Here is a 25,835-nt window from a genome sequence, read left to right on the forward strand (position 1 = left end):
GGCGGGCGGGCAAAACCCCTTGACCGCTTACCGAATCCTGACGGGTGACGACTTCTTACGGGTGTCTGACGGATGCCCGTCCCAGCCGGTGACCGGTGCCGACCTGCTCTACGGTCCAACCCGTGTCGCGTGTCCGGTGGACGGTCCTGGGGACCGCGGTTCTGGTGCTCCTCGCCGTCGTCGTCGGGGCGCTGCTCGGCGGGCAGCGCACGTTCGCGGGCTTCCCGCCGCTGTTCGCCTACTGGCTCCCGCACGTCGGTGTCGGCACGCCGCTCGCGCTGCTGGTCGCCGTGCTCGTCGTGGCCAAGGGGCCGGAACTGGCGGACCGGCTGCCGTGGCGGGGCGCGCTCGCCGCCGGTTACGGGACCGCGGTGGCGTGGACGGTCTCGCTCGCGCTGGTCGACGGCTGGGACCGCGGGTTCGCGGGCAGGCTCACCACGTCCGACGAGTACCTGCACGAGGTGCCCGGCGTGACCGACGTCGGTGCCATGCTGCGCGGCTTCTCCGCGCGGATCCTCGACTACCAGCCCGACTCGTGGACCACGCACGTGTCCGGCCACCCGCCGGGCGCGCTGCTCGCGTTCGTCGGGCTCGACCGGATCGGGCTGTCCGGTGGGGCGTGGGCGGCGCTGCTGTGCGTGCTGGTCGGCGGGCTGACGGCGGTCGCCGTGCCGGTCGCGCTGCGCGCCTGGGGCAACGACGAGGCCGCCGCCCGCGCGGTGCTGCCGTTCGCCGCGCTGTTCCCCGGCGCGGTGTGGATCGGGGTGTCCGCCGACGGCATGTTCGCGGGCGTCACCGCGTGCGGCATCGCCCTGCTGGCGCTGGGCCGTCCGCTGCTCGCGGGCCTGCTGCTCGGGCTCGGGATCTTCCTGTCCTACGGGCTGGTGCTGGTCGGCGTGATCGCGCTGGTCGTGGCCTGGCGCGACTGGAAGGCGCTGGGGCTGGCCGTGCTCGGGGCCGTGGTCGTCGTGGTGGCGTTCGCGGCCGCCGGGTTCTGGTGGCTCGACGGCTACCACCTGGTGGTCGAGCGCTACTACCAGGGCATCGCGTCCTCGCGGGTGTACTACTACTGGGTGTGGGCGAATCTGGCCGCGGCCGTGCTGGCCGCCGGGCTCGCGCCGATCGCGGGACTCGCGCGGATCCGCCGCTCCCCGGCGGCGTGGCTGGCGGGCGCGGCCGTCGCGGCGATGCTGTTCGCGGACCTGTCCGGCCTCAGCAAGGCCGAAGTCGAGCGGATCTGGCTACCGTTCACCGCGTGGCTGACCGCCGCGACCGCGTTCCTGCCCGCCGCCTCGCGCAAACCGTGGCTCGCCGCGCAGGCGGGCACGGCCCTGGTGGTCAACCACCTCCTGCTGACGAACTGGTGAGGCGATGACGAACGAAGCTGTGGCGGTGGGGCGGGTGCTCGTCGTGGACGACGACGTGACCGTCCGCGACGTGGTGCGCCGCTACCTGGAGCTGGGCGGCCACGAGGTCCAGCTCGCGGGCGACGGCGAGACGGCGCTGCGGATGTTCGCCGACCGCGCCCCCGACCTCGTCGTCCTCGACCTGATGCTGCCCGGCATCGACGGGCTGGAGGTGTGCAGGCGGCTGCGCAGGCGCAGCGCCGTCCCGGTCGTGATGCTCACCGCGCTCGGCGAGGAGGAGGACCGCATCGCGGGCCTCCAGCTCGGCGCCGACGACTACGTGACCAAGCCGTTCAGCCCGCGCGAGCTGGCCTTGCGCGTCACCTCCGTGCTCCGCCGCTCCCGCGCGGTCCAGGCCCCGCCGCCCGTCCGGACCCTGGTCGACGGCGGCCTGACCGTCGACCTCGGCGCCCGCAGCGCGCGGCTCGACGGCGCCGACCTGTCGTTGACCACCAGGGAGTTCGACCTGCTCACGTTCCTCATGTCCAACCCCGGCCGGGCGTTCGACCGCGCCGAGCTGCTGGAACGGGTGTGGGGCTGGGAGTTCGGCGACCAGTCCACGGTCACCGTCCACGTGCGGCGGCTGCGCGAGAAGATCGAGCGGGACTCCGCCCGCCCGACCCGCATCACCACCGTCTGGGGCGTCGGCTACCGGTACGACGGGGGTGTCCGCTGATGCTCGTGGAGATGTCCCACATCGCCCCGTTCGCGGTCCTCTTCTCCCTGCCGCTGGTCCTGCTGGGCGCCTGGCTGCTGCTGCGCAAACTGGTCCACCGCTCGCTGACCACGGCGTTGTCCGTGCTGGCGATCGTGCCGGTGATCGCCACCATCGGCGGCGTCCTCGCGATCAGCCAGTTCATGTTCAACCCGATCCTCACCACCACGCTGCTCGTCTGCTCCCTGGTGGCGCTGGTGACCGTGCCGACCGCGATCATGCTGGGCCGCAGCATCGCCCGCCGCAGCGTCTGGGAGCACGAAGCGCGCGCCCGTGAACGCGCCGCCGAGGCGTCCCGCCGTGAACTGGTGGCCTGGATCAGCCACGACCTCCGCACGCCGTTGGCGGGCATCCGCGCCATGGCCGAGGCGCTGGCCGACGGGGTCGTCCACCAGCCCCACGAGGTCTCCGACTACGCGGGCCGCATCAGCACCGAGGCCGACCAGCTCTCCGCCATGGTCGACGACCTGTTCGAGCTCTCCCGCATCACCGCGGGCGCCCTCCGCCTGACCCTGTCCGACGTCCCGCTGGCCGACATCGTCAGCGAGGTCGTCGCGGCCGAAGGGCCGGTCGCCCAGCGCAAGGGCGTTCACCTCCGGGCGAGCGCCGCCACCTGGCCGGTGGTCCTGGGCAGCGACCCCGAGCTGGCCCGCGTGGTCCGCAACCTGCTGTCCAACGCCATCCGCCACACCCCGCCCGACGGGACGGTGGCGGTGCGGGTGGACGTCGACGGCCAAGAGGCCCGGCTGCGGGTCGACGACTCCTGCGGAGGCATCCCGGAGCCGGACCTGCCCAGGGTGTTCGAGGTGGCCTTCCGCGGGACGCCGAGCCGCCAGCCCGTCGGCGGCGGACTGGGGCTGGCGATCGCGCGGGGGCTCGTGGAAGCGCACAAGGGGACCATCGACGCGCAGAACCACGGGCCGGGCTGCCGGTTCGAGGTCCGGCTGCCGCTCGCCGCGGCGATGGCGGGCTGACCCGCTACCGCAGCGGGTCCGTGGCGAACGCCTTGACGCCCGTGGCGAAGTCGGTGAGCGCGCGGAAGCCCAGCCTGCGGGTGGCCTCGGCCGGATCCGCCACCACGTGCCGCACGTCGGCCGACCGCGCCCCGCCGACGATCTCGGGGGCCGGACCGCCGCAGGCCCTGGCCAGTTCGACGGCGAGGTCGCCGACGGTGTGCGGCTCGCCCGAGCAGATGTTCAACGGGGTCGACTCGCCTGTCGGGGCTTCCGCCGCCAAAGCCAGGACGTTGGCGCGGGCGACGTCGCTGACGTGCACGAAGTCGCGCCGCTGGTTCCCGTCCTCGAGCACGGTCGGCGCCTTGCCGTTCTCCAACGAGGACCGGAAGAGCGACGCGACACCCGCGTAGGGGGTGTCCTTCGGCATCCTGGGCCCGTAGACGTTGTGGTAGCGCAGCGCCCAGACCCCGCCCCCGGTCTGACGCGCCCAGGCGGCCGCGTAGTGCTCTTGGGCGAGCTTGCTGGCCGCGTACGTGCTGCGCGGGTCCAACGGCGCGTCCTCCGGCACCAGCAGCGACGCCAACGAGGCCCCGCACACCGGGCACGGCGGCTCGAAGTCACCCGCGTCGATCGACTCGTGCCGCCGAGGGGCGGCCCGCACGACCCCGTGGGACGGGCACCAGTAGCGCCCCTCCCCGTACACGACCATCGACGACGCGAGGACGAGCTTGCGGACCTTCGCCGCGTGCATCCCCGCCAGCAGCACGGCCGTGCCGAAGTCGTTGTTGAACGCGTACAGCGGGGCGTCGGACGGATCGAGACCATGGCCGACCACGGCCGCCTGGTGGCAGACGGCGTCCACCCCGCGCAGCAGGCCCGCTACCACGGCCGGGTCGGTCACGTCGCCGACGACGACCTCGTACCGCCCCGCCCACTCCGGCACGGGCCCGCTGTGGGCCTGGGGGAGCAGCGCGTCGAGCAGTACGGGTTCGTCACCGCCCTCCGCGAGCGCGTCGGCGATGTGGGACCCGATGAAACCGGCTCCGCCGGTGAGGAGAACTCGCACGCGGACGACGTTAAGGGGCGCGCGGCCGCGGCACCCGGTGGCGCTGCGACACGTCATGGAACCGTCAGATCCGGGCATTGGCTACGGTTGTCCGCATGGAACGCAGCGCGCAGCGCCTCGGCCGCGCCCTCGTCGTGATCGTGGACGACCGGGTGGCGCACGGTGAGCACGACAACAGCACGGGACCACTGGTCACCGAACTGCTCGAAGAGGCAGGTTTCATCGTCGACGCGACGGTCGCCGTCGAGGGCGAGGTGGTCGACATCCGGGCCGCGCTCAACACCGCGGTCATCGGTGGCGTCGACCTCGTCGTCACGGTCGGGGGCACCGGCGTGTCCCCGCGGGACGTCACCCCCGACGCCACGCAGGGCGTGCTCGACCGCCCGATCCCCGGCATCGCCGAGGCGCTGCGCGGCTCCGGCCTCGCGGCGGGCGCGGTCGACGCGGGCATCTCGCGCGGCCTCGTCGGCGTGTCCGGCAGCACCCTGGTCGTGAACCTCGCCGGTTCGCGCGCCGCGGTGCGCGACGGCATGGCCACCCTCTCGACGCTGGTGCCCTACGTCATCGACCAGCTCTCGGGCCTCGACGAGGCATGACGACCGACCCGAAGGACGACGCCGTCGCCGCGGAAGCGGCACGGCGGCGTCGTCTCGCCGAGGTCTTCGGCGAGGTGCTCCCGGACACCACGAGCGACGAGCGCGATCCCGACGGGGGATCCGCCGACCGCGAGTCGTGGTACCGGGAGAACCGGCCGCCCCACCACGGCGGCTAGTCCTTAGCAGTCCGCCTCGCGGGCGTCAATGGCGCCTGCTGAACCACGTGTTGGCCAGTGCGGGGGATCGTTCGCGGCACGGCGTTCCCCGAGTCTTGTGAGGTCCGAACAACGGCCCCTCACAAGGAGTTCCCATGACCGCCGTGTCCCACCGCGAACACCGCCCCGCCCGCCGATCCGCCCGCCGCCGTGCCCTGTCGATCGCCTCGGCGGTCGTGGTGGGCGGCCTTGCCGCCGCGGTCGTGGCCCTTCCGTCGTCGGCTGATCCGGCGTCCGCCCGTGATGCCACGCAGCGGAGCTTGAACGCGCTGGTGCGGGACAACGGGTTTCCCGGTGCGTTGGCGACGGTGCGGGAGCGCGACGGGCGCGTTCGTGACTACACGGCCGGTGTGGGGGATCTGAAGACGAAGTCACCGGTTCCGGTGAACGGGCAGGTGCGGATCGCCAGCAACACCAAGGCGTTCGTCGCGACGGTGGTGTTGCAGCTCGTCGGTGAGGGCAAGGTGCGGCTGGACGTGCCCGTCGAGACCTACCTGCCGAACATCGTGCGGGGTGAGGGCATCGACGGGCGGGTGATCACCGTCCGGCAGTTGTTGCAGCACACCAGCGGGTTGGCCGATTACGACGAGATCGTGTCGGACGGGTACGCGGCGATCCAGCACCGGTACTTCGAGCCGCGGGAGATGGTGGACCTGGGCTTGGCGAAGCCCGCGGTGTTCGCGCCCGGTGGCGGGTGGTCGTACAGCAACACGAACTACGTGCTGGCGGGGTTGTTGGTGCAGAAGGTGACCGGGCGGCCGATCGGCGAGGAGATCACGCGTCGGGTGATCGACCGTGTCGGCCTGCGGCACACGTACTGGCCTGCGCAGGGGGATCAGTCGATCCGGGAGGCGCATCCGCGGGGGTACTTCGGGTTGCCGGGGGAGCCGTTGGCCGATGTGACGGAGATGGATCCGTCGTTGGGGTGGGCGGCCGGGCAGTTGATCTCGACGCCGCGGGATCTGGAGGAGTTCTTCCGGGCGTTGGTCGGGGGCGGGTTGTTGGGTCCGGCGGAGCTGGAGGAGATGCGGAAGACGGTGGACGCGCCTGGGGCCAGTGTTCGGGGTGGGGAGCGGTATGGGCTGGGGTTGCAGACGTTCACGTTGAGCTGCGGGGGCGTTGCGTGGACCCATGGGGGTGATTCGCCGGGGTATGAGACGCGTAGTGCGCTGGTGGCTGGTGGGCGGTCGGTTGTTGTGGCGGTGACGTCGTTGCCGACGACTTTGGAGGCGGCTACGCGGGTGGAGGGGTTCGTGGATGGGGTTATGTGCGGGTAGGTGGGGGTGGCCAGGGGTGCGCCTTGTGAGGCGTGGCGGGTTGGCTGTGCGTGGCCTGGGGTGCTGTCTCGAGGTGTGTTGGGGCGTGGGTTTCGGGCGGCTGCACCCGGTCGCCGAGTGTTCTAGCCTTGCCGCAGCTTGTCAAGGCAGGAAAGATGCCTTGACAAGCTGCGGCAAGCCCAGAGCGGCTTCGTATCGGGTGCAGGGGTAGGCCTGGCTACGCCAGCATCCGACTTCGTCGGACTCGGGCATCAGGCTTCGCCTGACAGGGCATCGGGCTGCGCCCGACAGGGCACAGGCTGCGCCTGGCAAAGCCTGGCTCTGGGCTTGGTCCTTGGGTATCCGATGCCCGCATCGGACAAGGCATCCGAGCTGCGCCGGACCGGGCATTGGCTTCGCCGATGGGGCATCCGAGCTGCGCCGGACCGATTATCGGCTGCGCCGACAAGGCGTCCGGAGGGTGTGGTTACTCGCGGCGCATCGGGGCCATGGGGTCCTGGGGGCCGCGGGGGCGTTGCTGGGACTGGGAGGCGAGGAGGTCGCGGATCTCCTTGAGGAGTTCGGTGTCGGTGGGCTCCGAGGGGCCGACTTCCTTGCCGCGTTCGCGGCGTTCCTTGATCTTGTTCATCGGGAGCACGAGGATGAAGTAGACGACGGCGGCGACGATGGCGAAGTTGATGACCGCGGTGATGATGGCGCCGAAGTCGATGACGGTCTTCTCGTTGGTGGAGTTCAGCTGGACCGCCAGGCCGTCGACGTTGCTGCCGCCGAACAGGGCGATGATCGGGTTGATGAAGTTCGACGTGAACGCGGTGACGATGGCGGTGAAGGCCGCGCCGATGACCACGGCGACAGCCAGGTCGATGACGTTGCCGCGCATCAGGAAGTCCTTGAAGCCCTTGATCACACCAAGCTCCTCGAAAAAAGTGGGGACGGGCAGGGTTAGCGGAGGGTGACCGCGAGAGGGTGGTCGAGTGATACCGCCGCTGTTCGGGTGGCATTCTTCCTGCTCAACCCCAACACCACGAGTCGGTCGGGTTTTGCCTGGTGCACGGCCAGCACGGCGGCGTTCTCGGCCAGCAGTTCGGCGTCGGGACCGATCACGTCGACCCGGTCGCCGGTCCGCAGCAGTTCGGCGACGCCCGCGTCGGCCAGCCGCACGGCGACCGATGTCGCGTCCGGGTCGGGGGGCGTCAGCCGCACGTCGGTGATCGGTTCGCCCGCTCTGGCCGCGCCGGTCAGGGCCTGCCCGACGACGGCGTCCGCGGACTCCAGCACGCCCGACGGCCGGTCGGTCAGCGGTGCGACCCGGAGGTCGGCCGCCGTGAGGGCGACGCCGGGTGGGAGGTCGTGCGCGGCGACGACCGCGGTGGCGGGCACGGGAGTGGGCCAGAGCGCCAGGCCGGCGGCGAGCAGCGCGAGCAGGCAGGCGGCCGCTTGGCGCGGTCTGGGTGAGCGGAGCGGGAGGTGGAAGGGCACACCTCGACGTTAAAGCTGATCAGCGCCGGTCAACAGCACGAACCCCCGAGCTGTGGACAACTCGGGGGCCTGTGGACAACTCGGCTCAGGAAGCAGCCTTCGCGGGCGTGCTCGCCGGGGTGCTGGAACTGGTCGAGGACGACTTGGTGTCCCCGCCGCTCTTCGACTCCCCGCTGCTCTTGGACTCGCCGCCGCTCTTCGAGTCCCCGCCGTTCTTGGACTCGCCGCCGTTCTTCGACTCGCCACCGCTCTTCGACTCGGCGGCGGCAGGAGTCTTCGCGCTGGAGCCGGAACGGCTGTCGGTGCGGTAGAAGCCGCTGCCCTTGAACACGACGCCCACGTTGCCGTAGAGCTTGCGGAGCCTGCCATGGCACTCCGGGCACTCGGTCAGCGCGGAGTCGGTGAACGTCTGCACCGCGTCGAACCGGTGGTCGCACTCGGTGCAGGCGTACTGGTAGGTCGGCACTTGCCCTCCACGAGCTGTTAGTTGGCACTCGAGCATGACGAGTGCCAATACTTCATGATGCGCCGCAAGGTGGCCGAGGCGCAAACAAGTCGGGCGCACATCACATCAAGCGCAGGCCCGCGGGCGTCAACACGGCCGTCATCCGCACGTCGTGCGGCTCCACGGGGAGGTCGTCGACCACTTCGGCCTCCCTGACGACGGCGACCAGCGGTGCGTTCGCCATGAGCAGCGACCGGTCGTAGTGCCCGCCGCCCTTGCCGATCCGCGCGCCGCGACCGTCCACCGCCAGCGCCGGGACCAGCACCAACGCCGCCTCGGAGATGGCCCGCGACCCCAGCGGGGCGCCCGCCGGTTCGCGCAGTCCGTGCGGGCCCGGTCGCAGAGCGTGGTCACCCGTGTACTCAGCCCAGTCGAGTGGCGCCGCGCCGACCACGATCGGCAGCAGCACCCGGAACCCGGCCGCCCGCAGCACGTCGATCAGCTCGATCGACCCCGGTTCCGACGCCACGGCGAGGTACGCGCACACCGTGCCACCTGCGGGTACGCCGAACGCGGCGACCACGTCGAGCACCCCCGCCGCGAGCGCGGCCGCGTCGAGGGCCCGCTGAGCCGCCGGCACGGCCCGGCGGGCCGCCAGCAACCGCCCGCGCTCGTCGTTCTTCCGTTCGGGTTGATCGGACGTCATGCGAGGTAACCCTAGGTGCGCCACTACGCTCGTGACCCATGAGCTCGAAGAGCGCCTTCCGCACCGCAATCGTGCCCGCAGCCGGTCTCGGGACCCGCTTCCTGCCGACGACGAAGGCGGTGCCCAAGGAGTTGCTGCCGGTCGTGGACACCCCCGGCATCGAGTACGTCGCCGCCGAGGCGGCCGAGGCCGGTGCGACGAAGCTGATCATCGTCACGTCGCCGGGCAAGGACGCCGTCGCCGAGTACTTCCGCCCCCAGCCCGAGCTGGAGGCGACCCTCGAAAGCCGGGGCAAGCACGAGCTGGCCGCCAAGGTGCGCCGCGCGGAGAACCTCTTCGAGACCGTCGAGACCGCGATCCAGGAGCAGGCGCTCGGCCTCGGCCACGCCGTCGGCTGCGCCGAGGGCAACCTGACCGGCGAGGACGAGGCCGTCGCCGTCCTGCTGCCCGACGACCTCGTGCTGCCCAACGGCGCCCTCACCGAGATGGCCGCCGTCCGCGAGAAGCACGGCGGCACGGTCCTCTGCGCGTTCGACATCCCCCGCGAGCAGATCTCCGCCTACGGCGTGTTCGACGTCCGCGACACTGACCAGGACGACGTGAAGCAGGTCGTCGGCATGGTCGAGAAGCCGAAGGCCGAGGACGCGCCGTCGACGTTCGCCGCGGCGGGCCGGTACCTGCTCGATCGGGCGATCTTCGACGCGTTGAAGCGCATCACGCCGGGCGCCGGCGGCGAGCTGCAGCTCACGGATGCCATTGCCCTGCTCATCTCCGAGGGGCATCCGGTCCACATCGTCGTCCACCGCGGCGAGCGACACGACTTGGGCAATCCGGGGGGATTCCTCCGAGCTGCGGTTGACTTCGCGCTGAAGCACCCCGACTACGGGCCCGAGCTCGGGGAGTGGTTGCGGGGACGCCTCGACAACTCTTGAGCGGGGTCTAACGATGAGGTCAGTGGACGAGCAGCTCGCCAGGGTGATCGCGGCCGCGGTGCGGCCCGCCCCGGTGCGGGTTGCGATCTCCGAGTCGCAGGGCTTGCTCTGCGCGGAGGAAGTCGTCGCGGAACGCGCGTTGCCCGGTTTCGACCAGGCCGCCGTCGACGGCTACGCGGTGCGCAGCGTGGACGTGCAGAGCGCGGGAGAGCACCCCGTGCAGCTGCCCGTGGTCGGTGAGATCCCGGCCGGGTCGCGGCAGCCGCGACGGCTGCAACCGGGCCAGGCGGTCCGGGTCGCGACGGGCGCGCCGCTGCCGACGCTGGCCGACGCCGTCGTGCCGCTCGGGTACACCGACGGCCACCAGGCCAAGGTGACCGTGCAGCGCTCGGTGCCGTCCGCCGCGTTCGTCCGCCGGACCGGCGAGGACGTGCAGACCGGCGACATCGCGGTCCGCCGCGGCGCGTCCATCGGCTCGGCCCAGGTCGGCCTGCTGGCCGCGGTGGGGCGCAACAAGGTCCTCGTCCACCCGCGCCCGCGGGTCTCGGTGGTGTCGGTCGGCGAGGAGCTGGTCGACGTCGACCGCACCCCCGGCCAGGGCCAGGTCTACGACGTGAACTCCTACGCGCTCGCCGCCGCCGCCCGCGACGCAGGCGCGGAGGTCAGCCGGGTCGGCATCCAGTCCGCCGACCCGCGACGGCTGCGCGAGGTCGTCGAAGGGCGGCTGCTGCTGTCGGAGATCGTCGTCGTGGCGGGCGGCGTCGGCGGCGTGGTCGGCGACGAGGTGCGGGCCGCCCTGGCCGACCTCGGCGACCTCGACGTCACCCGCGTCGCCATGCACCCCGGCTCCGCGCAGGGCTTCGGACGGCTCGGACCGGACGCCGTGCCCACGTTCCTGCTGCCCGCCAACCCGATGAGCGCGCTGGTCGTGTTCGAAGTGCTGGTCCGCCCCCTCATCAGGGCGGCGCTCGGCAAGCGCAACCCGTACCGCCGCGCGGTCGCGGCCCGGCTGCTGTCGCCGCTCACGTCGACCAAGGGCCGCCGCGGCTTCCTGCGCGGCCAGCTGCTGCGCGACGCGGAGAACGGCGAGTACCTGGTGCAGCCGCTCGGCACGTCCGGCTCGCACCTGCTGGCGTCGTTGGCCGAGGCCAACTGCCTGATCATGCTCGACGAGGACGTCACCGACGTCGCCGTCGGCGAGGAAGTGCTGGTCAGCTTCCTCGCCCAGCGCGGATGAGCGCCGCGTTCCACCTGGAGTCGAGCAGGCACCCCGGCTGGCCCACCAGGCTCGGCCCGCTGCGGGTGCCCGCGGGCGTGGTCGCGCTGCGCCCGCCGAAGCTGCTGGACGGGAGCGCGTGGAGCCGCATCCGGCTGCGCGACCGGGCGTACCTGGAGAACTGGGAACCCACCGCGACCGACGGCTGGCACGACCGCAACTCCGTCCTCTCCTGGCCCGCCCAGTGGTCGTCCCTGCGGTCGCTGGCCCGCCGCGGCCAGGCGCTGCCGTTCGTGATCACCGTGGACGGCGAGCTGGCGGGCCAGATCACCGTCGGCAACATCGTCCGCGGCTCGCTGCGCTCCGCGTGGGTCGGCTACTGGGTCGCCGCCGACCGCGCCCGCGGCGGTGTCGCCACGGCCGCGGTCGCGCTGGTCGTCGACCACTGCTTCGGCGAGGCGGGCCTGCACCGCCTGGAAGCCACCGTGCGACCCGAGAACGCCGCCAGCCTGCGGGTTCTCGGCAAGGCGGGCTTTCGCGAAGAGGGGTTGTTCCAGCGCTACCTCGATGTCGCGCACGCCTGGCGCGACCACTACTGCTACGCGATGACGAGCGAAGAGGCGTCCCCCGAAGGCCTGGTCCGCCGTTTGGTCGCGGGCGGCCACGCCCAAACCCCGTGAGCACAGCGTCCGACTGCCGTAAAGGGCTCGCCCGAAAGTGGGTGATAAAGCACACCTTCGTACGTACGGCACCCGGCGAGCCTCCGACACAGGTGTGACTGTTGTGACTAGCGTTGCGAACGCACGACGCGTTCCGCTTGCTGGCAGGGGGAGGTGACGGGGATGCCCAGTTCGTTGATCATCGTCGGGCTCGTAGTTGCCTGGCTGGTCGTCCTCGTACCGATGGTGGCCCGCCGACGCCAGGAAGTCGCTCGAACCGCGGATTCGGACGCCCGGATCGGACGAGCGGGGAGCACGCGCACCAGCATGGAAGAGGAGTACCCCATGCCTGATGCCGACGACGAACTCGTCGACGAGTTCGAGGCCGAGTTCGACGACGACTACGACGACTACGTCGAAGAGGACGTCGTCCACCGCCCGTACCGGCCGGGACGTGGCGGTTTCGACGCGGAGACCGCGAGCATCGTGGCCCAGGCCAAGTACGCGTTCCGCCGCCGCGTCGTCGCGGCCATGCTCGTCGCGGCCCTCCTGACCGGCCTCGTCGCGGGCATCCTCTACCCGCTCGTCTGGTGGGCGCACGGCGCCGTCGACCTCACCCTGGTCGGCTACCTCGTCTACCTGCGGCGCCAGGTCCGCATCGAAGAGGACATCCGCGCCCGCCGCCAGTCCCGTCTCGCCCAGGCCCGCCGCCGCCCGACCCCCCGCCCCCAGCCCCAGGTCGAACAGCAGCCCCGCACCACCGAGACGACCCCCGAACCCGAGGCCACCCAGCACCACGACGAGGAAACCCCCCTCGCCCCCCGCCCCCGCCTCCAGCACCACCACACCCGACCCGGCACCGTCGTCGTCGAAGCGGACGACGAGGACCCCATGTTCGTCGAACTCGACGGCCCCGCCTACCAGCGCTACCGACGCGCCGCCGGCGAGTAGAGGGGGGTGGCGAAACCACCCCCGCGCTACTGATATGCTTCTCTCGCACGACAACGAGGGGCTGTAGCGCAGTTGGTAGCGCGTCTCGTTCGCATCGAGAAGGTCCGGGGTTCGATTCCCCGCAGCTCCACCAGATAGCTCATTGCACGAACACCTTCAGGGGCGGATGCCGGTAAGCCGGTCTCCGCCCCTTCGGTGTTCGTGACCTCGGCGGCCTGGGGCACCCGGAACACGGGCACGATCCGTCCTGGTCCGGTGATCTTGATCTTGACCACGAAGTTCTCCACGAGCGCCTTGCGTTGGTTGTGGTTGCCTGCGCGGAAGATTTCGGTGATGTGCTGGTTGACCTCGTCCAGTGTGGCCGCGTCGGGCATGGTGGGTTCGTTCTCCAGGTCTTCTTGGAGTTCGGCTTCCCGGTCGCGGAGTTGGCGTTGCGTGGTGCGGTGGCGGACCAGTCGTGCCTTGGCTGCCTCGTCGCCGGGGTCGAAGGTATCGGATTCGAACGCGTCGAGGTACTTGTCGATTTTCGCGGTCGCCTTGACGATCTCGGATCGGACGACCTTGAGTTCGGCGGTGACCCCTTGGTGGCTGGAGTCGTAGACCTGCCTGGCGGCGTCCACCGCGTCCTGGATCAGGCTGTGCTGGTTGCCGTAGAAGGACGCGACTGCGGTGAGCAGGGCTTGGTCGAGGGCGTCTGCGTTGATGCGGTCCATGTCGCAGGAGTCCTTGCCGTACTTGATGCGCTTCAGGCACGTGTAGTAGCGGTAGGTCTTGGTCTTGCCGGTGGCCCTGGTGCCGATCATGGCGTGTCCGCAGCGGGGACAGGGCAGGCGGCCGGTGGCCATGTAGTCCGAGCCACTGGCCGCACGGTGGGCATGGCTGTCGGCGCGCTGGTCGAGCAGCCGTAGTGCTTCTTCGTACTGTGCTGTGCTGACGATCGAGGGGTGCGCGTCCTTGGTGACGATCTCCCGGAAGTGCATCTCTCCGATGTAGACGGGGTTCTCCAGGATGGTCAGGATGCGCTTGAACGCCCACAGCCCGCCCGCGCGGGTGCGGTGTCCGCGTTCGTTGATCTCGTTGGCGATGGAGCGCGAGCCGAGTCGGTCTTTGGTGTAGAGGTCGAAGATCAGGCGGACGGTGACGGCCTCGGCCTCGTTGACGTAGAGCTTCTGGGTCTCCTTGTCCACGTTGTAGCCAGGAGGCCGTGTGCCGCCCTTCCAGCGGCCTGCCTTGGCCTTGCTTTCCATGCCTGCGGTGATGCGGTCCACGATCACGTCACGCTCGAACTGGGCGAACATCGCCAGGAGTTGGACGAACATCCGGCCCATCGGGTCGGAGGTGTCGAACGGCTCGGTGGCCGACCGGAACGCGACCCCGGCCTTGTCCAGTTCGCCGAGCAGGTTGACCGTGTCGCGGAGGTTGCGGGAGAACCTGTCCACTCGGTACACCAACAGGACGTCGATCAGGCCCGACTTGGCCCAGTGCATGGCCTTCTGCAAACCGGGGCGGTTGGTGTTCGCACCGGACGCGTCATCGCTGAACGTCTTGACGATCTTCCAACCCGGCTGGGATCCCTCGTAGGCCTTGAGCCGGGCCGTCTGCGCCTCCATCGTGTAGGGCTGGTTGTCCTCGTCGGTGCTGCGCCGCACGTAGATGCCCACACGCACGGTGTCCATGCCGTCGAGCGACGCCGCCTTGCGGACCTGGACGGTCCTGGATCGCCTAGCCACGGACACCTGCCCACGCTCGGGTGCGCACGTAGTAGACGGTCTGGACCGGTTCGCAGCCCTGTTCGGGCACGGTGCTTTCCACTGGGAATGTTCCCCCGAAATCGCTGGAATCGACTATTTCGCACGAGGAATTCAGCAAGGCTATGCCTTGTCTTGAAATAGGTTCTTGCATGACTTCAATATATCATTTCCGGCCCATTTTGAATGGGTAATCTTATGTTTCCCGGTGCGATTCATTCCAAGTGTTGATTAGTGTGGCGATAGTGTTCACGCTGGATTCACGGCCAGCGTCGGACAGTGGTTCGGTCTCGACGCGTTCGACCGTCCAGTCGACGGTGTGTGGTTCGACGGTGCTCACGATCGTTCCCCCGAGGTCGGGTCGGGAGCCCTTGCCTTGTCGGGCGAAGGCTCCCGACTAGGTGTTTCCGGTCTTGATTGGTGAGGGCATGGCCGTCGAGGACGGTGGCCCACCGCGGCCTACGGTGGCGGCCAACTGCTGGCTGCGAGCTCTCGCTCAATGGGGCTCGGCCTCAAAGGCCTTGGAGGAACTACGCGTAGGCTCTGGGCCGCTGGCTGGATTTCCTGGGCAGGAACGGTGTCTATCCCGATACGGCAACTACGAGTCCGTCAAGGTCTCCAATTGGCAAAGTTTCTATGCACGGACAACAACCGTCGCGCGAGCGGCGTCTAGGGGGTAACCATGGGCTTGTTAGGCAAGTTGTTGAGCAGCATCGGAGGCGGCTCGGGGCGGTCTTGTCCCGACTGTGGGCAAGCCTTGTGGGCCGACTCCGGAGAGCTTTCGCGCCGGTACGAATGCCATAACGACAGTTGCAATGGTGAGTGTGTCTACTTCGATGAAGGCGGCATGCTCATCGACCCGTCGACCCGTAGCAAGAGCAGTGGCGGTCGCACCTGTCAGTGGTGTGAGTCGGCGCTCTCGGGTGGAACGAGCTACCTCCCCTATGAAGATGGCGGCAACTCAGACGCCTATATCGTTTGCCCGTCTTGCAAGCAGAAGAACATCCAGTACGGCTTCGGCGAGGACGACTAGGAGACGCTAAAGATCCCGCACAGGCGCAGGCCGCTGTTCTGGGTAATCAGCCGTTCGGGCCGATGACGTGATGGGGCGGTGTTGCCCAGGGCGGTCACCTCCTACTTGAGCCGAAGGGCGTCGGCTCGGGTGCGGGGACCAGCGGGGTGCCGTCGTTGTCGCGCGGGTCGGCCACGGGGGTGACCTTGCGTTCGGTGGCGATGACGACGCCGAAGGTGCCGAGCAGGACCAGGACCGCGTTGATCACGGCCGCGGTCGCGGAGCCCTGGGTATCGGTGAGCACGCCCGCGCCGACGAGGCCGGAGACCAGGGCGAGGACGCCACCGATCCAGGACGCGGCGGTGCGAAGCGGGCGGGGACGGGGTTCGGACATGCGGAGTTCCTCCGTGGTGGTGGGGCGGTGGAGTCGCGCGAGAAGTGCGCGGATGCCCAGGCCTGCCAGTAGCAGGACCGGGGACAGGAGCAGTGCGAGCGGGAGGGCCAGGACGGCGGCCGGGTGGGCTTCGTACATCAGGGCGCCAGCAGGACGGCCCAGTCGTCCCACCAGACCTCGCCGAAGCGGGTGGTGCCCGGCATGGCCTCGCGCTGCCACGCGGCGACGGCGTCGGCGGTCGCCTGCTCGTAGACGCCGTCGGCCCAGCCGTCGTAGAGCGGGGCGAAGCCCTTGGCCTGCAAAGCCCGCTGGATCTGCGCGACCCAGCCCCGCTCGGTGGCGTAGTAGCCGCCGTGGCTGCTGTCGGGCCCGGTGATCAACCCGAAGTAGTGGCCGTTCGGCAACGGCCACGGCGGAGCGGTCGGCGAAGGAACCGACCCGTTGCCGATCACGAACGCTTCGCGGGACCAGCCGTCCATGGTGGCGTTGCGGTCGACCAGGCCACTGAACCCGTTCACGTGGCCGGAGTTGGTGTGCTGGTGGATGGCCAGGCGGGGGTGGGCGTAGTCGGGGTTGCCGGGGTCGCCGTTGTACTGCGCGGCCCACACCAACACCGCGTCGTCGGCCCACTGGTTCGGGTCGATGAGCGCGGTCAGCCAGTAGACGTTGGCATAGACCAGCAGTGGTGCCCCGGTGCGCTCGCGGAACGCGGCGATGAACTCCCGGATCCAGCCGTTCGGGTCGGGGAAGCCGGGTTCCTCCATGTCGAGCATCGGCCACAGCGACCCGGAGGCGAGCAGTCCGCGGGCGTCGAGCTGGTCGGCGAAGTAGTGGGCCTGGCCGCGCGGGTCGCCGGGGTGGGCGTAGTGGTAGCCGCCGGTGCTGATGCCGACCGAGCGGGCGCCGTCGACCTGGGAGCGGGCGGCGGGGTTGATGTAGGTGGTGCCTTCGGTGAGCTTCACCGAGCAGAAGCTGATGTTGTGTCCGGCGACGTCGGTCCAGCCGATGTCCTCGCCCTGGTGGCTGGAGATGTCGATGCCGTAGTCGGTCAAGCTGGTGATCCTCCTGTTATGCGGGCATGGCGAAACGGCCGAACACCGGGGGTGGTGTCGGCTCGTGGGTGAAGCGGTCGAGGGGTTAGGCGGGGTGGCCGCGTAGTGCTTCGGCGGCGGCGTCCTCGGCGGCGCGTCGTCGGTCGCGCTCGGCGTCGAGTTCGCCTTCCAGTTCGCCCAGTCGGCGTTCGAGTTCGGCCAGGCGGGCGCGCAGTGCGGCGAGTTCGGCGGCGTGCGCGGTGCGTTGGGCGGACAGTTCGGCGGTGTGGGCTGTTTCGCGGGCGGCCAGCGCGGTCAGGTACTCGGCGCGGTCGGACCGGTTGGCGGTCATCAGCCGGTGGTTGGCAGTGAGCAGGTAGCCCACGACCACGACCAGCGCGCCCGCGACGCCGACGTTGGGCAGGGCGGAGAGGTCCACGGGGTTCACCTCCCCGGTGTGGTGGTCAGGGCACGAGGACCCCTTGCGCGGCCAGCAGGGCGCGCGCGTCGGGGTCCAGGAGCGGATCGGGTTGCAGCCCGGTGGGGACGGGTGGGCCTGGGCTTGTGGTGGCGCGCAGGGTGAGGACTTGGCGGATGCGGCCGGTGTCGTCGCCGCTCGTGCGGATGCCGACGACCCACGCCGGGGTGGACAGGGCCGCGCCCACGGTGTCGATGACCTGGACGAGGTCGCCGAGTTGGACGCGCGGGTCGGGCAGGATCTCGACGTCACCGAGGACCGGCAACGGGGTGGCGGCGGCCAGCAGGTAGTCGGCCACGACCGAGGCGGCGAACCGGGTCTGAATCCACGGGGAGGCGGTGGCTTGGTAGACCTGCGGGCCGTAGAGGGCGCGCGAGGTCTGGTCGTAGGCGCGTAGCGACAGCCGGGTCGGGCTGCTGGTGGCGAGCTGGATGGAGCTGATGGCCAGCGAGGGTGTGCCGGTCGTGGTGGCCAGGTACAGGACGAGGCTGGTGCGGTTGGTGAAGGTGATGCGCAAGCTGGAGCTGTCGCGTTCGGTAGTGCTCTCGATGGCTCCGTGCACCCCGGTCCCACCGGCACTGGTGGTGGCGAACCGCACCCGCGACCCGGAGGGCACGGGCGAGGCGTAGACGACCGGGGGCGGGCTGTCGAACTCCGACACGTCGTACTCGAACGTCAGCACCAGCGTCCCAAACGCGCCGATCTGCCGAACCGTGGTGTCGGTGAACCGCGTCGAGGACACCCCGGAGGTGTAGAGCGAGTACGGGACGTCGATGGTGTTGCGGACGCTGTCGATCGCCTCCGACACCCGCAGGGAAGCGATCTCGTGAGCGCTGGTCACCGTGAGCACCGACTCGCCGGGATCGGTGAACCGACCGTTGTTGAGGTAGCGGAACACGCCCAGCTCGTCGAACGCGGCCGTGGCCTGCTCGGCGCGCGCAATCTGGGTGATCACCTCCCACGCGCTGCCCTGCACCGGAGGCAACGCGATCACCTGGGACACGATCCGGTCGAGCACCGCGCCGCGTGTCCACACCGGAGTGAACTCGGCCTGGGTCGGTCGTGAGGATCGGATGCTGACCTGTACCGCCTCGCAGCTCAACCCGGCGTTGAGCTGCACGTAGTTGAGCTGGGAGCCGGTGGGCATCGTGGCGAACGTGGAGAGGTTGATCTCTTTGTAGCCGCCGGGAAGACCGGGACCGGCGAGATAGAGCCAGCACGAGGGCACGGAGCCGGAAAACGACCAGTACGCGCCGATGTGCCAGCGGCCCTTGGTGGTGACGCCGAGGTTGAACAGGAACCGCAAGTTCGAATCGGTGCCGACGGTGGCCTGATCCGCGCTGAAGTCGATCGCGAACCGGACCTGGTTGGTCGAGGTGTCGGCTTGGAAGAACAGCACCAGTTCGACCCGTGTGCCCGCCGAGGGCTGGTAGGTGCTGTCCAACCAGGTTTCGGCGAACAGGCTGCGACCGGGGACGGTGGTGCGGGTGCGGGGGTCCCACCGGATGCTGTACTCCAGGCCGCCCGCATACGGGGCGATCTCCCACGGCACGTCACGCCGGTCGTACCCGGCGATGTTGGCGTGGGTCCGGTAGAACCCGATGTCGGGAGTGACGCCACCGTGCAGGCTGGCGTACAGGATGCAGTCCGGGCGCGGGGGCGGCGCGGTGTGGATTCCCGCGTCCCGCAACAGCTTGTCCACCGCCCAGATGCCCGAGCTGATCGGGGTGGAGTCGACCGACACCGCGACCGGCAGGCGGGCGGCGTCGCGCAGCCGCTCGGCACCGTCGAGGGCGGACAACTCCACGGTGCCGGTGGCGGAGTCTGCAACCCGGTCCCGAACGGTGCCGCGAAACGTCGGGAGCGCGTCACCGTCGAGGCCCCAGCCGTGCACCGCGGATTGGCCGGGCCGCACGAGTTCGGCGGTGGTGTGGGGCGCGTAGGGGCTGTAGAGCTGGGCGGCGGTGCTGGTGCCGTCACCGGTCAGGGTCAGGCGGAGTTCGGCGGCGGCACTGCCGTTGATCGCCCGCAACGGGGCGGGCAGGTCGCTGTCGTAGGCCCGGTCCACCGACCACGACGTCACCTGTCCGGTGACGTCGCGTCCGCCCAACCGGGTCAGCGTGCTGTTCTGCCGTTCGCCTTGGGCGAGCGCTGTGACGAGGTCGGGGTCAGCTTCTTGCACGGCGCACCTCCACCAGGGTCAGCGACAGGTCACGGGCGGTCGCGGTGGGGCGGTCGGTGTAGCCGGTGACAGTCATCGCGGGGCAGCCGTCGCCGAGCGTCCCCAGCGGGCCCGGTGGGGTGTCGGCCGCGATGCGCAGCAGAGCGGGACCGATCGGGGTCGGGGTGGTCGTGGGGCTGAGTAGAACGGCCGGGCGCACGTACACCGCCCCGGCGGGTGGGGTGGCGGTGATGGTGTTTCCGGTGCCGCCGAGGGTGAGGAGGATGACTCCGGCGGCGTCGACCCAGTAGAGCGCGCAGGTCCCCGCTGTCGGGGCCATCGAGGTGGTGAACGTGACGGGCTTGCCCGCCACGATCGGCCACCCCGCCCAGTACGGGTGCAGCCACCGCAGCACCGCGCCCGATCCCGCTGCGGTCACCACGACGGTGCGGTCACTCTGCTGGGCCAGCGCGCCGGGTCCGACCAGCTCCCAGACGGAGGCGACCGGTCCGAGACCCTGGGACTGCGCACCCTCCAAGAGGTTGCGCGCGGTGGGGTCGAGCACCGCGAGCGGGATCGGTCCGAACACCCTGCGAGCCAGTGCATCCAGCCATTCCGCGTCAGCCGGGAGCAGTCCGGTCCAGGACAGGGCGAGGCGGCGGGGTGGTATCGGCAGACTGGTCACCGTCACCGCCCCGCCCAACGATTGAAACTCGGTCACGCCCAACGAGACCGACCGGTCAAACTCCCGTGCGGCGTCGTTGACGGCCCGCAACTTGCCGGGTGGCCCGATCCACAAGGACGGCATCGGGTCACCTCCGGGACAGCACGCGGTTTCCCTCGGCGGTCGCCCGCGCGATCTCGGTCGTGCCGACCTGCACCACGACCGGCCGGGCCGCCAGCTCCCGCACGGCGTCGGTGAACGCCGCCAGGTCCGCCGCCGTCACGGGCTGCTCCGTTGAGGTCGACTCGGTCGCGCCGAATGTTCGTGCTCCGCTTCTGGTGATGTCCACTGTGGAGCGTTCGAGAGTGAGCGGCAATCGGCGGGTGAGGTCGGACAGGTAGTTGCGGACGGCGGGTTCGCCGTCCTCCAGTCCGGTCACCAGTCCGCGCATGAGCAGGACGCCGTTGGCGCGCAACAGGGTTCGGTCGCGTGCGGGTGGCCCCTTCCACGAGGGCAGCAGGTTGGTCAACTGGGCGAGTCTGTTCTTGACCGTCTGGAACATGGACTCGATCCCGCGTAGCAGGCCGTTGATGATGTCTTTGCCGACCTGGAGTAGCAGCGATCCGACGTTGCCCAGCGCTCCGATGATGCGGCCCGGCAGTCCGGCGACGTAGCTGAGCAGTCCGCCGGTGGCGAGGTCGATCCCGGAGGCGATCGAGCGGAACGCGCCGATCACGAGGTCCTTCGCGCCGGTCCAGGCTCGGTCCCAGTCGCCGGTGAAGATCCCGATGAACAGGTCGAGCCCGCCTTGCAGGGCCTGTAGCGCGCCGGAGACGACCGAGACGATCTTGTCGAACACGGGCACGACGACGTTGTCGATCAAGAACAGCAGGACAGGGATCAGGCCTTCGGTGAACGCCGCCGCGACCTTCGCGATGGCGGCCGTCCACGTCGCGAGCAGACCGGCCGCTTGAAGCACGAGCGGCAGTAGCTTCGTGATCAGCTCCACGGCCGGTGGCAGCAGCGCGGACACGAGTTCCAGCAGCACGGGCAGAAGCGGCACCAGGCCCTCGGACCAGATCCGCATCCACGCTTCCGCCAGCGGCGGCAGCAGCGGCAGCAGCCCGACCAGTGCGGTGGTGAGGACCTCGCCGAGCAGTCGTCCGGTCTCGATGAGACTGGGTGTCGCGGCGGCCAGCCCGACGCTGAGCACGTCGGCGAGCTGCTCGACCACGTCCACGACGACCGGGAGCACCGGCATGACCGCCTGGAGCGCGGCCAGCAGCACAGCCGAGAACACCCCGGCCAACTGGCCGACCAGGGGCAGCACGGCAGCCAACGCGGTGAGCAGCGACCCCGCCAGCTCGGACGCGATCGGCGTCAAGACCGTGAGCAGCGCCGACAGAGCCGGAGCCGCCACCCGGAGCGCGTCGACGAGCAACTGTCCTAGTTGGACGATGATCGGTGCGGCGGCGCGAGCCAGAGCGAGCAGCGCGGGCGACAGTTCGCGCACGCCGTCGGCGAGCGCTCCGCCGACCAGTTCGTGCACGACCAGCGACACGGCCGGAGCCAGCTCCGCGACCACGCCCGACAGCAGCGTCAGCACCGGGACCAGCACCGACGCCAACGCCTGCGCGGCGGTGCCGACCAGCGGAGCCAACGCCCCGAGGATCGTGCCCAGAGGCGCGGCAGCACCGGTCAGCACGCCCAACGCAGCCGCGACCATCGGCCCCAACAGGGCGATGGCGGGAGCGACGTCGGAGGCAAGCACGGACGCGATCGACATCACCAGCGGCAGCAACGCCCCCGCGACCGCACCCAGACCACCGAAGATCTGTTGCAGGGCAACGGTTCCCTCCGCGCTGCGGAGAAAGGCGAGCAGTCCGCCGGTGACGGCGTTGAGGGTGCCCAGCAGGCCCGCGCCGCCCTGGTCAGCCGCCGCGAACACCGTTGCGACGATCTTGACCAGGTTGGACAGCAACGTGAACAGATCACCGAGCGCGGACAGCCCGGCGGACATCCACTGCCGGAGTTGACCGGTCTCGCGCGCGGTGGCGATGAACTGGGAGAAGGTGTCCGCACCGTCCGCGAGCCCGGAGGCGAACCCTGGAAGGAAGTCCGAGCCCACGGCGGCGATGTCGCGCAGGGCCCGCAGCAGCGGGGCGAACCCGCCGGAGAGGTAGCGCACCGATTGGCCGGTGTTGTCCAGGATCAGCCGGACGTCATCGACCGTCTGCCCTTCGCGGCCGAACTCGCCGACCCCGCGGGCACCGACGTTGAAGCCCGCGGCGACCTCGGACAGCCCACCGCGCAGGACCGGTAGATAGGTGCCGCCCAGCTTGGTGACCTCGCCGCTGAGATCGGCGAACAGCGCGGTCTGGACGTCGAGCTTGAGGCCGTCGAACTCGGGTTTCAGTGCGCGCACGGCGTCGCTGGTAGCCCGCATGGCGGGCGGGAAATCCTTGACCGCCTTGGCGTACTTCTCCGGGGTGTCGGCTTTGAGCGCGTCGGACAGGCCGTCGACGCCGAGCTTGAGCGTCTGCACCGCGACCGCTGCGGCGATGCCCACGGCGGGCAGCACCAGCAGCGACCCCGAAGCGGTGGCCGCTGCCGAGGCGAGTCCGCCCACGAGGCTGATGGCCTGGGCCAAGGCCCCGGCCAGCGCGGCGTACTTCAGCGTCGACGCGCCGACGGTGGCGGTGTGCCGGGTGATGCTGCCGGTCAGCCCGGTGACGCCCCGGTCCAGCTCCGCCATCCCACGCAGGGCGGTCCCGAGGGACTTGTCGAGTACGACCTTGAGCGAGACGTTCTTGTCCGACATGCGGTGGCGTACTTGCTCGAACTGCGCTTCGGCGGTCGCGGAGTCGAGTTCGGCCAACAGCCGGATCGCGGTCCGGTCGCCTTCACGCGCGGCGGCCAGCAGTTGCGCGCGGAGCAGATGGGTCTGGATCTGCGCCGTGAGGGAGATCGACGGGGCACCGCGCTCGGCCTGGTTGATCTCGCCGCGCAGGTGCTGACCGAGCCCTTGCAGACTGGGCAGGATCTTGAGGTAGGCGTGTCCGACTGTGGCCAGAGGGGATCACGCCCCTCGCATCCACAGCGCGATCTCACGCAGGGACTTGGTCTCGGGTTCACCCCCAGACGCAGCCGGGGCAGAAGTGTCCGAAGTGGATGGAGAGTCGAGGGGGCTGGTCAGGTCCTCGTCGGAGACGGTCTGTCCGAGGGCCTGGGCGACGGTGGCCCACAGCAACGTGACGCGGCGTTCCAGTACGGCCAGCAGCAATTCTTGGCGGGTCCAGCCCGCGTCCGGTCCGGCGGTGCGCCACACGGCGGCGTCGTCGGGCAGGTTGGCCACAAAGGCGCAGACGCGGCGCAGGGTCAGGGTTCCCCGGTAGAGGTCGAGCAGGTCGACCCCGTAGCGCAGCAAGTCGGTTTCGAGGGCGTCGGCGGTGGTGTCGTCGGCCAGCAGGCCGACGACACTCAGGGGTTTCCCCGCCCCAACTCCCGCATCACCGAGCGGGAGAAGTCCTCGGCGTCGGCGGCGGTGGACGCCATCGACCGCCACGTCCGGTACTGGGCGTCGCCGAGGATGAGCCGCAGCGCGGCCAGGTGGCGGCCCTCTTCCTCGGCTTCCATCGCGGCGAGGGGGAAGGTGTCGGCGGTGGGCAGGGTGAAGCGGGTGCCGCGCCACATCACCGCCCGATCGGATCGGGTGGGGGGCTGCTGGGTGGCCTCACGGCGTTGGCGGTTGCTCATCGTGGTTCCTTCTGAATCCTTCGGTTGACAGGGACCGTGCGGTACGCAAACTGGGGTAATGACCGAGTCGCACCTGAGCCACGCATCGGACTGCACGTGCCTGGCACATCGCGTCGACTACGAGTGCAGGCGAAGTGCCGCATTGCGCGTTGACGCGGTGGCAGTGCAGGGAGGCGCGGTTCAGGCCCGCGAGACGGCGGCGGACCTGGTGGACCTGGCACGGCGGCGTCGCGCGTCCTAACCCGCCTCTTTTTCCTGCAAGGAACCGGAGGCGGGTGCTGCGAGCAGGACGGCCGGGTCGTCGGTGAGCCACACGGCCAGCGCGGTGGACCCGCCGATCGGAGCCAGCGCGGCGAAGGTCAACCCCCAGCGGGCCTCTTGGGTGCGGGACCACTGGGCGTCCTGGGTCTCGGAGACCTCGGCGCGCGGGACGTAGAGCCGGTGGTGGTAGGCCTGGGTGGCCGACACGTAGTCGATCCAGTCCACGCACAGCGCCCGTTCGTCGCCCTTGGGAACGGAGCTGATCTCGGCCCGGTACTTCTTGGACCCGGCCGCCGTCTCGGCGAACACCAGCCCGCCGAAGTACGCGGACAGCACGATGCCCTTGGTCTCCTGAAACACCGAGGAGACGGTGAGTTCCTGCTTGGTGTAGATGTAGCGGGCCGGGGTGAGCTGCTGCCAGTGCTCCGTACCGGTCTTCTCCACCGCCCGTTTCATCGTCACACCGTCGTTGGTGGACAACCCCAACCCGGTCCACGCCGCCGGTAGCGCGGTGGTGGCGTCGGGCGGTTCGGGTGTGCCCGGTGGACCTAGGGAGAGTTCCCCGGTACCGGGGACACGGACGAGGGAACTGTTCAACGCCAAGGAGTTACCTACTTCCTGGTCGGGGTGCGCGCGTAGACCGTCACGGCTGCGGTGGCAAGAGGTTGGTCGGTGTAGGGGTCGAGTCCGGCGATCGGAGCGGTCACGGGTTCGGCGACGATCAGCGCGCTACCGCCGTGCGGGGCGCACAGCAGCGCCATCGCCAGGGCGGTGACGGCTTTGGCGGTGTGGTCGGTGCGGTGCCAGCAGGTCAGCCGGATCACCGCGCGCTGCACGGCGGGCCAGGACCAGGTGTGTCCGTCCTCGGCGACCAGCAGCCACGGCAGCGACGGCGGACCACCCTGCGGACCGTTGCCGACCTGGGTGGAGACCTTGATGCCCGCGACCTCGGGTTCGGGACGGGCGGTCAGCAGGGGGCGCAGCGTGCGGACGACCAGTTCGGCGACGTCGACGGGAACCGGCAGGCTCACGCCTGGTCCGCCTCCAGCCCCGAGACCGTCAGCCCGGCCGCTTCCGCCGCGCGTTTCAAGACCCCGTGTCGGGCCTCCATGCCGATTCCGGCGGGGTGGCGGACGGCGACGGTGAACCCGACCCGGTCGTGATTGGGGTCGTCGAACACCTCCACCGGCAGCGGGTCGCCGTTGGTGACGCGGTGTCCGGCGCCGCGCGCGGTCGCGCCGATCTCCTCGGCTGCGACCTGCACCGCGTCGCGGAACTCGTCGGAGTGCAGCAGCTCGGCGACCCCGGCCCGGTCGACACGGAAGTCCTCGAACGCCTTCATGGCTCAGCCCTCCACGTGGACGAGTCGGGTTTCGTAATGGGTGTGGCCGAAGCGCGGCGCGAACTCGTCCGGTTCGCCGACGACCTCGAACACGCGGTTTTGGCGGGTGACGCGCTCGCGGGCGGTGAGGCGTTCGAGGGTGAACAACCGCCACCGGGTGATCACCGCGTGGCGGGCGGGTCCGGCCGATTCGGTGGAGCCCTCGGGTTGGAACAGCCCCCACAGGACGCGTTGCGGCGCGTCGGGGCCGTAGTCCAGGTGCGGGGTGGGGTTGTCGTAGGCGTCGGTGACGGGGGTCGGGGTGGTCACGACCAGACGGTGGGGAAGCTGGATGGATGCTCCGATCAGGTGAAACGAGCCGGAATCGGT

General features: G+C 70.2%; 28 protein-coding genes, 1 tRNA gene and 1 pseudogene. 12 read left to right on the top strand and 18 right to left on the bottom strand.

Annotated elements, in window-relative coordinates; translation table 11 throughout:
• The first annotated feature begins 122 nt into the window (after positions 1 to 122).
• The 3 genes from RM788_RS28705 to RM788_RS28715 are packed head-to-tail and all read left to right on the top strand — an operon-like array spanning position 123 to position 3,095.
• Positions 123 to 1,367, top strand: coding sequence for a hypothetical protein (locus tag RM788_RS28705; protein ID WP_399340345.1), 1,245 nt, complete (start codon positions 123 to 125; stop codon positions 1,365 to 1,367).
• Between the two features lie 4 nt (positions 1,368 to 1,371).
• A complete protein-coding gene (locus tag RM788_RS28710; RefSeq protein WP_315920784.1) occupies positions 1,372 to 2,082 on the top strand; it encodes a response regulator transcription factor in 711 nt (236 codons plus the stop codon).
• Complete coding sequence (locus RM788_RS28715) at positions 2,082 to 3,095, top strand: sensor histidine kinase (protein WP_315920787.1); 1,014 nt, start codon at positions 2,082 to 2,084, stop codon at positions 3,093 to 3,095. Before RM788_RS28710 ends, RM788_RS28715 begins: the two co-directional genes overlap by 1 nt.
• Positions 3,096 to 3,099: 4 nt before the next feature.
• Here the strand turns inward: RM788_RS28715 and RM788_RS28720 are convergent, their stop codons facing one another.
• Positions 3,100 to 4,143 carry an NAD-dependent epimerase/dehydratase family protein gene (locus RM788_RS28720; protein WP_315920789.1) on the bottom strand — a complete coding sequence of 348 codons (1,044 nt, stop codon included), beginning with the start codon at positions 4,141 to 4,143 and terminating at the stop codon, positions 3,100 to 3,102.
• Between the two features lie 95 nt (positions 4,144 to 4,238).
• On the opposite strand from RM788_RS28720, the gene RM788_RS28725 reads away from it, so the two are divergent.
• The 3 genes from RM788_RS28725 (at position 4,239) to RM788_RS28735 (ending at position 6,231) form a co-directional block, all read left to right on the top strand.
• Positions 4,239 to 4,739 carry a MogA/MoaB family molybdenum cofactor biosynthesis protein gene (locus tag RM788_RS28725; RefSeq protein ID WP_315920791.1) on the top strand — a complete coding sequence of 167 codons (501 nt, stop codon included), beginning with the start codon at positions 4,239 to 4,241 and terminating at the stop codon, positions 4,737 to 4,739.
• Positions 4,736 to 4,915: a hypothetical protein gene (locus RM788_RS28730; RefSeq protein ID WP_315920793.1), complete on the top strand. Its 180-nt coding sequence runs from the start codon at positions 4,736 to 4,738 to the stop codon at positions 4,913 to 4,915. Before RM788_RS28725 ends, RM788_RS28730 begins: the two co-directional genes overlap by 4 nt.
• A 134-nt stretch (positions 4,916 to 5,049) precedes the next feature.
• On the top strand, positions 5,050 to 6,231 hold the full coding sequence (locus RM788_RS28735) for a serine hydrolase domain-containing protein (protein ID WP_315920795.1): 1,182 nt from the start codon (positions 5,050 to 5,052) through the stop codon (positions 6,229 to 6,231).
• Between the two features lie 466 nt (positions 6,232 to 6,697).
• Here RM788_RS28735 and mscL read toward each other — a convergent pair whose 3' ends face one another.
• From mscL to RM788_RS28755, 4 genes are all read right to left on the bottom strand, one after another.
• Positions 6,698 to 7,138 carry a large-conductance mechanosensitive channel protein MscL gene (gene mscL, locus RM788_RS28740; protein WP_315920797.1) on the bottom strand — a complete coding sequence of 147 codons (441 nt, stop codon included), beginning with the start codon at positions 7,136 to 7,138 and terminating at the stop codon, positions 6,698 to 6,700.
• A gap of 35 nt (positions 7,139 to 7,173) precedes the next feature.
• Positions 7,174 to 7,710 (bottom strand): SAF domain-containing protein, encoded by a 537-nt coding sequence (locus RM788_RS28745; RefSeq protein ID WP_315920799.1) that lies wholly within the window; start codon positions 7,708 to 7,710, stop codon positions 7,174 to 7,176.
• Positions 7,711 to 7,795: 85 nt separating this feature from the next.
• Positions 7,796 to 8,176 carry an FmdB family zinc ribbon protein gene (locus RM788_RS28750; RefSeq protein WP_315920801.1) on the bottom strand — a complete coding sequence of 127 codons (381 nt, stop codon included), beginning with the start codon at positions 8,174 to 8,176 and terminating at the stop codon, positions 7,796 to 7,798.
• Between the two features lie 100 nt (positions 8,177 to 8,276).
• Positions 8,277 to 8,861 (bottom strand): 5-formyltetrahydrofolate cyclo-ligase, encoded by a 585-nt coding sequence (locus RM788_RS28755; RefSeq protein ID WP_315920804.1) that lies wholly within the window; start codon positions 8,859 to 8,861, stop codon positions 8,277 to 8,279.
• A gap of 38 nt (positions 8,862 to 8,899) precedes the next feature.
• On the opposite strand from RM788_RS28755, the gene RM788_RS28760 reads away from it, so the two are divergent.
• From RM788_RS28760 to RM788_RS28780, 5 genes are all read left to right on the top strand, one after another.
• The gene (locus RM788_RS28760; RefSeq protein WP_315920806.1) at positions 8,900 to 9,793 is read left to right on the top strand and encodes a UTP--glucose-1-phosphate uridylyltransferase; all 894 of its coding nucleotides are present in this window, start codon (positions 8,900 to 8,902) and stop codon (positions 9,791 to 9,793) included.
• A 13-nt stretch (positions 9,794 to 9,806) separates the two neighbouring features.
• Positions 9,807 to 11,030 (top strand): molybdotransferase-like divisome protein Glp, encoded by a 1,224-nt coding sequence (glp, locus tag RM788_RS28765; RefSeq protein ID WP_315920808.1) that lies wholly within the window; start codon positions 9,807 to 9,809, stop codon positions 11,028 to 11,030.
• On the top strand, positions 11,027 to 11,689 hold the full coding sequence (locus tag RM788_RS28770) for a GNAT family N-acetyltransferase (protein ID WP_315920810.1): 663 nt from the start codon (positions 11,027 to 11,029) through the stop codon (positions 11,687 to 11,689). The genes glp and RM788_RS28770 overlap by 4 nt, the downstream gene beginning before the upstream one ends.
• A 306-nt stretch (positions 11,690 to 11,995) precedes the next feature.
• Complete coding sequence (glpR, locus tag RM788_RS28775) at positions 11,996 to 12,619, top strand: divisome protein SepX/GlpR (protein WP_399345111.1); 624 nt, start codon at positions 11,996 to 11,998, stop codon at positions 12,617 to 12,619.
• Between the two features lie 57 nt (positions 12,620 to 12,676).
• A tRNA-Ala gene (locus tag RM788_RS28780) sits at positions 12,677 to 12,752 on the top strand.
• A 589-nt stretch (positions 12,753 to 13,341) separates the two neighbouring features.
• Here RM788_RS28780 and RM788_RS53055 read toward each other — a convergent pair.
• Positions 13,342 to 14,295 (bottom strand): annotated as a pseudogene (locus RM788_RS53055) (recombinase family protein); the annotation flags it as partial.
• Positions 14,296 to 15,214: 919 nt separating this feature from the next.
• On the opposite strand from RM788_RS53055, the gene RM788_RS28795 reads away from it, so the two are divergent.
• On the top strand, positions 15,215 to 15,400 hold the full coding sequence (locus RM788_RS28795) for a hypothetical protein (RefSeq protein ID WP_315920818.1): 186 nt from the start codon (positions 15,215 to 15,217) through the stop codon (positions 15,398 to 15,400).
• Between the two features lie 94 nt (positions 15,401 to 15,494).
• Here the strand turns inward: RM788_RS28795 and RM788_RS28800 are convergent, their stop codons facing one another.
• The 12 genes from RM788_RS28800 to RM788_RS28855 all read right to left on the bottom strand — a co-directional run bounded on the left by RM788_RS28800 (position 15,495) and on the right by RM788_RS28855 (position 25,775).
• Positions 15,495 to 15,911 carry a hypothetical protein gene (locus RM788_RS28800; RefSeq protein WP_315920820.1) on the bottom strand — a complete coding sequence of 139 codons (417 nt, stop codon included), beginning with the start codon at positions 15,909 to 15,911 and terminating at the stop codon, positions 15,495 to 15,497.
• A complete protein-coding gene (locus RM788_RS28805; protein ID WP_315920822.1) occupies positions 15,911 to 16,825 on the bottom strand; it encodes a GH25 family lysozyme in 915 nt (304 codons plus the stop codon). Before RM788_RS28805 ends, RM788_RS28800 begins: the two co-directional genes overlap by 1 nt.
• Positions 16,826 to 16,910: 85 nt before the next feature.
• Complete coding sequence (locus RM788_RS28810) at positions 16,911 to 17,243, bottom strand: hypothetical protein (RefSeq protein WP_315920824.1); 333 nt, start codon at positions 17,241 to 17,243, stop codon at positions 16,911 to 16,913.
• Positions 17,244 to 17,268: 25 nt separating this feature from the next.
• The gene (locus RM788_RS28815; RefSeq protein ID WP_315920826.1) at positions 17,269 to 19,464 is read right to left on the bottom strand and encodes a hypothetical protein; all 2,196 of its coding nucleotides are present in this window, start codon (positions 19,462 to 19,464) and stop codon (positions 17,269 to 17,271) included.
• Positions 19,451 to 20,128, bottom strand: coding sequence for a hypothetical protein (locus RM788_RS28820; protein ID WP_315920828.1), 678 nt, complete (start codon positions 20,126 to 20,128; stop codon positions 19,451 to 19,453). Before RM788_RS28820 ends, RM788_RS28815 begins: the two co-directional genes overlap by 14 nt.
• A gap of 127 nt (positions 20,129 to 20,255) precedes the next feature.
• Complete coding sequence (locus RM788_RS28825; RefSeq protein ID WP_315920830.1) at positions 20,256 to 22,985, bottom strand: phage tail protein; 2,730 nt, start codon at positions 22,983 to 22,985, stop codon at positions 20,256 to 20,258.
• Between the two features lie 201 nt (positions 22,986 to 23,186).
• Positions 23,187 to 23,534, bottom strand: coding sequence for a hypothetical protein (locus tag RM788_RS28830; RefSeq protein ID WP_315920832.1), 348 nt, complete (start codon positions 23,532 to 23,534; stop codon positions 23,187 to 23,189).
• 53 nt (positions 23,535 to 23,587) lie between these two features.
• The gene (locus RM788_RS28835) at positions 23,588 to 23,863 is read right to left on the bottom strand and encodes a hypothetical protein (protein WP_315920834.1); all 276 of its coding nucleotides are present in this window, start codon (positions 23,861 to 23,863) and stop codon (positions 23,588 to 23,590) included.
• Positions 23,864 to 24,100: 237 nt separating this feature from the next.
• Positions 24,101 to 24,586: a phage tail tube protein gene (locus RM788_RS28840; protein ID WP_315920836.1), complete on the bottom strand. Its 486-nt coding sequence runs from the start codon at positions 24,584 to 24,586 to the stop codon at positions 24,101 to 24,103.
• 149 nt (positions 24,587 to 24,735) lie between these two features.
• Complete coding sequence (locus RM788_RS28845) at positions 24,736 to 25,155, bottom strand: hypothetical protein (protein WP_315920838.1); 420 nt, start codon at positions 25,153 to 25,155, stop codon at positions 24,736 to 24,738.
• Positions 25,152 to 25,466 carry a hypothetical protein gene (locus RM788_RS28850; protein ID WP_315920840.1) on the bottom strand — a complete coding sequence of 105 codons (315 nt, stop codon included), beginning with the start codon at positions 25,464 to 25,466 and terminating at the stop codon, positions 25,152 to 25,154. The genes RM788_RS28845 and RM788_RS28850 overlap by 4 nt, the downstream gene beginning before the upstream one ends.
• 3 nt (positions 25,467 to 25,469) lie before the next feature.
• Positions 25,470 to 25,775, bottom strand: a complete 306-nt coding sequence (locus tag RM788_RS28855; RefSeq protein ID WP_315920842.1) for a hypothetical protein — start codon at positions 25,773 to 25,775, stop codon at positions 25,470 to 25,472.
• Positions 25,776 to 25,835 lie beyond the last annotated feature (60 nt).

Origin of the sequence: Umezawaea sp. Da 62-37, from assembly GCF_032460545.1 — a bacterium.
In the GTDB taxonomy this organism is placed as follows: Bacteria; Actinomycetota; Actinomycetes; order Mycobacteriales; family Pseudonocardiaceae; genus Umezawaea.